This is a genomic window from Perlabentimonas gracilis, from assembly GCF_011174675.1.
GTDB lineage: Bacteria > Bacteroidota > Bacteroidia > Bacteroidales > Tenuifilaceae > Perlabentimonas > Perlabentimonas gracilis.
Genome location: NZ_JAANIG010000074.1, coordinates 1 through 7,982 on the forward strand (window position 1 = coordinate 1; position 7,982 = coordinate 7,982).

4 protein-coding genes are annotated in these 7,982 nt (G+C 43.7%); 1 reads left to right on the forward strand and 3 read right to left on the reverse strand.

All coding sequences use genetic code 11. The features are described from left to right. The coding region (locus G8O23_RS17330; protein WP_219932580.1) for a hypothetical protein at positions 1-258 on the forward strand (258 nt) is incomplete at its 5' end. A 226-nt stretch (positions 259-484) separates the two neighbouring features. Here the strand turns inward: G8O23_RS17330 and clpB are convergent. From clpB to G8O23_RS16830, 3 genes are all read right to left on the reverse strand, one after another. Then, positions 485-3,067, reverse strand: a complete 2,583-nt coding sequence (clpB, locus tag G8O23_RS16820) for an ATP-dependent chaperone ClpB (RefSeq protein ID WP_166367025.1) — start codon at positions 3,065-3,067, stop codon at positions 485-487. Between the two features lie 162 nt (positions 3,068-3,229). Continuing rightward, positions 3,230-6,046: a M16 family metallopeptidase gene (locus G8O23_RS16825; protein ID WP_166367027.1), complete on the reverse strand. Its 2,817-nt coding sequence runs from the start codon at positions 6,044-6,046 to the stop codon at positions 3,230-3,232. Positions 6,047-6,257: 211 nt separating this feature from the next. Then, entirely contained in the window at positions 6,258-7,718 is a 1,461-nt protein-coding gene (locus G8O23_RS16830; protein WP_166367029.1) for an aminoacyl-histidine dipeptidase, read from the reverse strand. Between the last annotated feature and the right edge of the window lie 264 nt (positions 7,719-7,982).

Sequence of the window (7,982 nt, forward strand, 5' to 3'; positions counted from 1 at the left end):
TTTCTTCTTGGTGCCAATGTGTCAAAGAACCTCTATCTCTCGCCGCCCCGTGGCGGCCAAAATATGCCTCTCATAATTCAAACCCCGGCTCCGACGAACTGGGCTGCAAAGGTAATCATTCTTTTCGCCCCGGCAAGCGTTTTTGAAAAAAAAATTATTTTTTTTCTCCTCTCCTCTCCATCTCTTCACCCTTGCTTTTCTTGCCGCGAGAACGTTTTCCCTAAAGCGGCTGCAAAGGTAATTATCTTTTTTTTCTAAGCAAACATTTTCTCACTTTTTTTTAATCTAACCCTTCATCTCAGAATGCTTGCCTTGCCGTAACCGAACCAAAGAACCTCCTTAAAAGCGGGTGCAAAGATAAGGCATTTGCTTCCATTTTTCCAAACAGAATTGCGTGTTTTTTTTAATGTTTTTACACAAGTATTGATTACCAGTATGATAAAATTACATTATTTAAATTCTGGTTTATCTAACCTGACGAATACTACCTAAAAACAATGTCATCGCCATCAAAATAATCTATAGTAATTGGCTTGCTAGGCTCAATTGTACCTGCAAGAATCTCTTTTGATAATTTATTGAGTATGCTTCGTTGCATTACCCGCTTAATAGGTCTGGCTCCGTACAAGGGGTCGAAACCTGCACTTGCAATCCAATTAACAGCAGCATCTGTAATACTAATGACAATACCCTGCTGCTGAAGCATAGCTGCAACAATTTGAAATTGTATCTTAACAATTTCTTTTATTTCGATACTTGTTAGAGGTTTAAACATGATTATTTCATCAACTCTATTCAGAAATTCGGGGCGAATTGTTTGCTTTAGCAGGTCGAAAACCTGATTTCTGGTTTTAATGATTACCTCTTCGGTAAGCTGATTTGCAGCATCGGTAAGGTTTCCCTGTATAATATGGGAACCAATGTTGGAGGTCATTATAATAATGGTATTCTTAAAATCGACCCGTCGTCCCTTATTATCGGTTAAGTGGCCATCGTCGAGCACTTGAAGTAAGATGTTGAAAACATCGGGATGAGCCTTCTCAATCTCATCTAGCAGAACTACGGAATACGGCTTATGCCTAACGGCCTCGGTTAGCTGACCACCTTCATCGTACCCCACGTAACCTGGGGGTGCCCCGATTAGTCGGGAAACGGAATGACGCTCCTGATACTCGCTCATATCGATACGAGTCATCAGGTTTTCATCGTTAAAAAGGAACTCGGCTAGAGCACGAGCCAACTCCGTTTTACCAACGCCGGTGGTGCCTAGAAAAATGAATGACCCAACTGGCCGTTTGGCATCCTGCAAACCAGCCCTACTCCGTCGGACTGCATCGGCCACAGCCTCAATAGCCTCTTGCTGCCCCACAACTCGCTTGTGTAGCTGATCCTCTAGACCTAGTAACTTATCGCGCTCGCTCTGGAGCATGCGAGCAATAGGAATACCTGTCCAACGGGCAACAACCTCAGCAATGTCGGACGAATCAACCTCTTCCTTTATCAGTGCAAAGTCGGATTGGCTGCTGGCAAGCTCCTGCTTTAAATCATGAATAGTGGACTCGGCTTCCTTTATCCGACCATACCTGATTTCAGCTACTTTTCCATAATTTCCCCCTCGCTCAGCCTCTTCTGCTTCGATTTTGAGACTTTCGATTGCCTGCTTATGTTGCTGTATCTTATCGATTATCGATTTTTCTGCGCTCCATTTTGCTCTGAGCCCATTGCGCTGCTCGGTGAGATCGGCAATCTCCTTGGATAAAGACTCTAATTTTTTCTTATCACCCTCGCGCTTTATGGCCTCACGCTCTATCTCAAGCTGCTTAATACGACGTTCAATCTCATCGATGCTCTCAGGTACAGAGTTCATCTCGAGCCTTAGTTTGGCTGCTGCTTCATCAATAAGGTCAATAGCCTTATCGGGCAAGAACCTATCGGTGATGTATCGATTAGACAGCTCCACTGCTGAAATTATTGCTTCATCCATGATACGAACCGAGTGATGGGCCTCATACCTATCCTTTAAACCCCTTAGTATAGATATGGCATCTGTAACGGTTGGCTCGTCAATAAGCACGGTTTGGAATCGACGCTCCAGCGCCTTGTCCTTCTCGAAGAACTTTTGGTACTCATTAAGCGTAGTAGCACCTATTGCTCTAAGCTCACCGCGAGCTAAGGCAGGCTTAAGTATATTTGCTGCATCCATCGCCCCCTCGCTTTTTCCTGCACCTACTAGCGTATGAATCTCGTCGATAAAAAGGAGCACTTCACCTTCGGATGAGATAACCTCCTTAACAACTGACTTAAGTCGCTCCTCGAACTCGCCCTTATACTTTGCGCCAGCAATTAGCGCCCCCATATCGAGAGAGAAAAGCTGTTTCGACTTTAAATTCTCAGGAACATCTCCACTTACAATTCGGTGAGCAATGCCTTCGGCAATGGCTGTTTTCCCAACGCCAGGCTCACCTATTAATATGGGATTGTTCTTTGTGCGTCGTGATAGGATTTGCAAAACCCTTCGTATCTCCTCGTCACGCCCAATTACGGGGTCGAGCTTGCCATCGCGAGCCATTTGGTTGAGATGAAGAGCAAAACGATTAAGCGCATTGTAGGTATCCTCGGCAGTCTGCGACTCTACCTTGGATCCCTTTCGTAGCTCCTTAATCACCTTTTGCAAATCGGAAAGGGTTATTCCTGCATCCTTCATCACCTGTGATGCCTGATCAGCTGAATCGACTAAGCCCAAAAGGATATGCTCTATGGAAACATACTGGTCGGCCATTTTGCTGGCAAACCCGTTGGCTTTTTGTAAAACGTTTTGCGATGCTGAGCTGAGAAACTGTTCACCACCCGAAACTTTGGGGTATCCCTCCAGAATTCGTGTAATTGCACTATCGAAGGTTGTTGGGTTTACTCCCAGCTTCTTCAGTATAAATCCAGAGATGTTCTCGGCTTGACTTAGTACACCTTTTAATATATGTGTGGGTTCTACGGCTTGATGGCTGTACCCTTGAGCTATTGTTAAGGCCTGTTGAATTGCCTCTTGCGATTTTAAGGTTAAGTTATTCATACCTTATAATACATTAAGAAATTAAAGTACCATAAGTTTCTCAAATTGTAAACCAACCGACACAATCAGCCACAATGTCTTGAAGAGTAAGTGTGTAAGCGACATTTTGACAAAAAAATAGGCGACCCAATGGATCGCCTACCTTAAAAACCTAGAATACACTTACTCTTTTGGACTCATAATTACCTCTAGCATATTGGCGTTCTTGAATAGCTGCTTGGCAGCCTTTTGAACGTCCTTAGTGTTAAGCTTACGTACCTGATCTTCGTAACCAGTAACTAAATCGATTCCATTTGAATAGTATTCTCGAATAGTATTCGACCAGAAACGGTTCTCGCGGTAGTTCTCGTTACGTGACTTGAGGAAATACTCACGAGCTTTATTCAAATCCTCCTCGGTTGGGCCTTGATCCATAATCTTTTTAAACTCGGAATGGATTATTCCCACAAGATGATCGGCTTTATCGGGGTCGGTATCGAAATAGATATTTACCATTACTTGATTAACAGGAGTTTTGGAAAGGCGAGCGCGAGCAGAAACGCCGTAGGTTCCTCCCTCCTTCTCGCGAATAGTTTCGGTGTACCTTAATCCTAGGATATGCTCAATGGCATTAACCATAAGGATGTTGTTGAAGTTATAATCAGCCTCACTTTGGTAAGCCACGAAACAGGAACTCTTGGGAACTTGCATCTCGAAAGCAAATGGGGACTTTGTCTCTCCCTTTGGGAATCGAATATTATGATCGGCAAATTTCTCTTTCCTACCTTTACTTGGTAAAGAACCTAGGTAGGTCTCAGCTAAGGGCTTGAATTTATCAATATCGATATTGCCAACAAAAACAAAGGTGAAATCGCTAGCATCGGCAAAACGATCGGTATAAATTGCTTTGATCTTGTTGAAGTCTACCTCCTGGAGTAAATCAATATTCATAGGTCTACGACGAACATGCCTATTGCTTGAGATAAAGCTAATGGAGTCGCTAAAGATCATGTTAGGATTATTACCTGCATTCTGAATAATAGCCTGTATCCTTGACATATAGGCATTGTAAGATGACTCGTCGAAGCGGGGATTAGTAAAGTACAGATAAACCATCTGCAACATCTCCTCCACATCATTTGGAGAGGCATTGCCATTGAATCCCTCCTCGTTCTCGCCGAGGGTAGGCATTACGTTTACCTTTTTCCCTGCAAGCATTTTCTCCAAATCAACACGGCTATGCTCTCCTACGCCACTCATCATAGCTATGGCCGACACCATTTGGGCTGAAGGCACATCCTCATCTTTAACCAAAGAATATCCTCCAGGGCTATATGCAGAGAGCAGAATCTCGTCCTCTTTAAAATCGGTGGGCTTAACAATCACCTTAACTCCATTTTCGAACTCCCACTCAATGGTCTCTAGAACCTTACTGGTACTCTCCTTCTTAATTTTGCCTGGGGTGGGTAGCTGGCTAACCAAAGGTTCTGTTGAAACATTATCAACAAAAGCCTCAAGGCTAGATGATTTTACGCTCTGGTACAATGCAAGAATCTGCTCTTTGGTTGGGATGGACTCCTTCTCCTTCTCAGAGGCAGTAATGAAAATTACCATATTCTCATCGGTGATCCACTCCTTGGCCAGAGTGTTAACATCATCGAGCGTTATTGAGGGTACTAACGATTGAGAGAACATATACTCGAACTCAACACCTGGAATTGGCTCGTTCTCGGTAAAATGAGCAAAATACTCCCATACCAAGTTAGAACTGTTAACCTTGTCGCGCTCCTTGAACTTATTCTCAATGCTGCGCAGCAATTCTGCCTTGGCTCTGTCGAGCTCTGTTTGAGTGAAACCGTGCTGATATACCCTATAGTTCTCCTCAAGTATTGATTTTAATGACCGTTCTGATTGATTCTCACGAGCAATAGCCATGGTTATGTAAGCAGACTTTGTACGAACAATGTCGCCATACTGATTAAAAGCAGCTACAAATGGAGGGTTATCCTTCTGAACCAACTCGTTAAAGCGTGCATTCAGCATTTGAGAGTATAAACGCTGAATTAGACCACTACGGAAATAACCAAGATTCTTCTGGTCAGCAGGAACAACAGGATGCTTATAGTAAACCTCAACCATTGTACGGGTGATCTCAGGATCGACGAAAGTACCCACAAGGGTCTCCTTATGATTTGGCACCTCAAATTCGGGGCGAGGCTGACGATTCTCTCTGGCTGGAATTTGGTTAAAGCGATCCTTAACCTTTTGCTCCATCATTTGAGGATCAAAATCACCTACAATAATAAGCGCCTGTAGGTCGGGGCGATACCAATCTCTGTAAAACTTACGAAGGGTCTCATATTCGTGATTGTTGATCACATCGATATCGCCAATCACATCGCGCTCGGCATACTTCGAACCACGAAGGAGGTAGCTCATTTTCTCCCTCTGAGCCCTAAACTCTGCAGTACGACGGGTTCGCCACTCTTCGCGAATTACACCGCGCTCGGCATCAATCTCCTCATCCTCGAAGGCTATGTAGCTGGACCAGTCGTGAAGAATCAGCAATGCTGAGTCGATTATGGTTTCGCGAGTTAGGGGCACGTTAGACAGGTTGTAGGCTGTAACATCCTGACCCGTGAAGGCATTTACATTATGGCCAAACTTAACTCCAATATTCTCGAGAAAGTTAAGAACGCCTTTATCAGGGAAATTAACAGTTCCATTGAATGCCATATGCTCTGCAAAGTGGGCTAGACCATCCTGACTATCGTCCTCGAGAATGGCTCCCACATTGTGTACAATATAAAACTCGGCACGTTGCTGTGGCTCGGAGTTTTTTCTGATGTAGTAACGCATACCATTGTCTAGCTCGCCAATGATAACTTTTGAATCAACTGGTAGGGGTGTACTCCAGTTAATAGCTGCTTGCTGTGCAAATAGACTCTGACTAACTAGTATGAAAGCTGCCAGCAGCGTTTTGAAGTTCATGTGTCTCATTTGGTTAATTTTCAAATTAAATAATTACAGGTTAATTTTAATAATAAAGTCAAAGGTATAGACTTTGACCTAATTTCATTGTTTAATTAAGCTAAAAAGATGTGTTGTTTGGCTTTGGATATGAATACTATATCCAGAAGATGGGCTTAATTCTTATGATTAAAAAATGGGATGGTAAAACACCATCCCATCCATAGAGTTTATATGACTCCTATTTTTGTGGTGCATTCTTAAGCACCTCAACAAGGAACTTCCAGAACATATCTACGGTATCAATCTTCACCTTCTCGTCGGGTGAGTGAGGGTAACGAATAGTTGGGCCAAATGAAATCATATCGAAGTTTGGATAAACTCCACCAAGTATACCGCACTCAAGGCCTGCGTGAATAGCCTTAATTTCGGGAGTTTTGCCCCAATTAGATTTGTACACCTCGCTCATGGCTTTAAGAATAGCGGAATCCATATTGGGTTTCCATCCAGGGTATGAACCAGCGAATGAAACTTCTGCGCCAGCCATCTCAAAAACTGAGGCAATCTTCTCGCCAAGAGCTTCTTTGGCTGTATCAACCGAGCTGCGGAGCAGGCATTGAACGTAAATAACACCATTCTCATTGTAAACGCGGGCTAAGTTTGTGGAGGTTTCAACCAAGCCAGGCATTGCATCGCTCATACGAATAACACCGTTGGGGCAACCAAATACGCCACGAATTATACCCCACTGAGCCTTTGAGTCAATAACCGACTTAGGTGCATCAACCTTATCTACAGTAAAAACCATATCGGGCTCAACCTTAGAAAACTCTGCCTTGTATATATTCAGATGTTCTTTGGCTGCTTGCTCAAGATTTGACAGCTTATCGGTTGGAACGCCAACTACAGCAAATGCCTCGCGTGGAATGGCATTGCGTAAACTGCCACCATCAATACTGGCCAAACGAATATTAAACTGCTTCTCGGCATAGCGAAGGAAACGGAACAGAAGCTTGATGGAGTTGCCTCTACCCGAGCTAATGTCCATTCCAGAGTGACCACCCTTAAGACCAGTTACAGATAGCTTCACAAATGTGTAACCCGCAGGAGCAGCCTCTTCCTTGTAAGCTAGCTTAATATTGGCATCCATACCTCCGGCGCAACCTACATATAGCTCGCCTTCGTCCTCAGAGTCGAGGTTCATTAATATATCACCCTTTAGCAAACCGGGTTTTAGGTTGAAAGCGCCAGTCATACCGGTCTCCTCATCGATGGTAAAGAGCGCTTCAACGGGCCCATGTACTAACGAAGTATCCTCGAGTACAGCCATTGCTGCAGCAACACCAATGCCGTTATCGGCACCAAGGGTTGTTCCATTGGCAGTTACCCATTCACCATCAATATGCGCCTCAATGGGATCCTTCTCGAAGTCGTGCTTCTTGTCGCTGTTCTTTTGTGGAACCATATCGAGGTGTCCTTGCAGGATAATGCCCTTTCGATTCTCCATTCCTGGTGTGGCTGCCTTGCGAATAATCACATTTCCAACCTCGTCAACAATAGTTTCCAGACCGAGATCCTTACCAAATTTCACCACAAAATCAACAGCGGCCTGCTCGTGCTTTGATGGTCGAGGAATTTGGGTTAGGCTATAAAAATGTTTCCATAGGATTTTGGGATCCAGGTTTGCAATTGAATTACTCATAGCTAAATAATTTAAGATGTTAAACTTGTGTTAATGGTGATAAAGATAGCTGTTTTTCGTCAGCTTAAAGCTGCTCTTTATCAATAAAAAATATGTTGTACTAAACATACCCTTACTGCGTATTATTGATACTATATCACTAGTGTCCGACTAAGTCTTTTTTTAAATGATAATAATGTAATAGATTTCTCGCTTCGCTCGAAATGACAGGCTGTTACGCTGTATGGGGTGAGGGGGTGAAGGCGGCTACGCCGCCTTCACCCC